The organism is Bacillus sp. LR--39 (assembly GCF_053613335.1).
In genome coordinates this window covers 1-866 of record NZ_JBSIOT010000559.1, presented here as the reverse complement: position 1 = coordinate 866, position 866 = coordinate 1, and the positions used below count along the sequence as shown (strand labels likewise).

Annotated in this window: 3 protein-coding genes; 1 reads left to right on the top strand and 2 read right to left on the bottom strand. The window is 40.2% G+C overall.

The genetic code is table 11. From position 1 onward, the window contains the following. Nucleotides 1–225 (bottom strand): stage II sporulation protein R (locus tag ACWHAR_RS24905; protein ID WP_452088156.1); only part of this gene is annotated, 225 nt, incomplete at its 3' end. A gap of 140 nt (nt 226–365) precedes the next feature. On the opposite strand from ACWHAR_RS24905, the gene ACWHAR_RS24900 reads away from it, so the two are divergent. Next, nucleotides 366–728, top strand: a complete 363-nt coding sequence (locus ACWHAR_RS24900; protein ID WP_014478265.1) for a UPF0715 family protein — start codon at nt 366–368, stop codon at nt 726–728. Nucleotides 729–744: 16 nt separating this feature from the next. On the opposite strand, the gene ACWHAR_RS24895 is transcribed toward ACWHAR_RS24900, so the two are convergent. Next, nucleotides 745–866: DUF5316 family protein (locus tag ACWHAR_RS24895; RefSeq protein WP_452088157.1), on the bottom strand; the 122-nt coding region annotated here is incomplete at its 5' end.

The following is an 866-nucleotide window of genomic DNA, read 5'->3' as shown; positions in this document are numbered from 1 at the left end:
TACCCAAGTTGTGATTTCTTTATTCACCGCGTCTCTTATATGACGTTTTAATTGCTGGTCTTGATCACTATCGCTGTTTGCCAATATTCTCAAACGAATCGCCTGATCCGGTATGACAACCGGCTGATTTTCCGATTTCTGTGCCGTCTCTTCTTTTGCCAGCCCTACGAGCGCTCCAGATAATAAAAGAAAGATATATATACAAATGATTACTGTTTTTTTCATCGGTCCCCACCGTTCCTCTCCGTGCTTTGTTTCTAGCCCTATTATGGACAAGGAGAGCCTGGGATAAACGTGCAGGGTGAAAAAAATCTAGCAAGCTGTTAATCTTATTTATGGTACGATAGTGTTTTAGGAGGTTTAAGATGAAATACAATTATACAGTGCTGTTATCAGCATTCACGATGTCCGTTCTTTATTCAGTAATTTATATTCATTCATTTATCATTGCCGCTCTCATCACAATGGCATTTTATTTTCTGTTTCCTTATTTGATCTTCGCACTGCCGCTTCAAATCATGATGAATAAAAAGCCGAAACGGTTCAGCCCTTTGTATCTGCTGTATTACCTTGCCGCTGCTTTTATTGCCAACGCGATCATTTTCGGCGTGCTTCAGCCTTCGGGACAATCTTTGTTTCAAAATACAGCCTTCTATCTTTTCGCTGTATTAACAGCTCTTATCTATTGGATATGGGATTCTGTTTTACTGCAAAAAAAGGAAGCCTAAGAGGCTTCCTTTTTTATTAAAACAAAATCGTCAGCAAATAACATAGAATGGAAGGTATCGCCGCAACAAAGAAAGCGGCCGCCATTTTCATGCGAGATGTACGGCCTTCTTTGGTTTCTGAATGGTAGTTTGCCCGCT

Bases quoted from the DNA above. Each gene is read 5' to 3' on its own strand.
- ACWHAR_RS24900 (WP_014478265.1), top strand. From the start codon at position 366: ATGAAATACAATTATACAGTGCTGTTATCAGCATTCACGATGTCCGTT.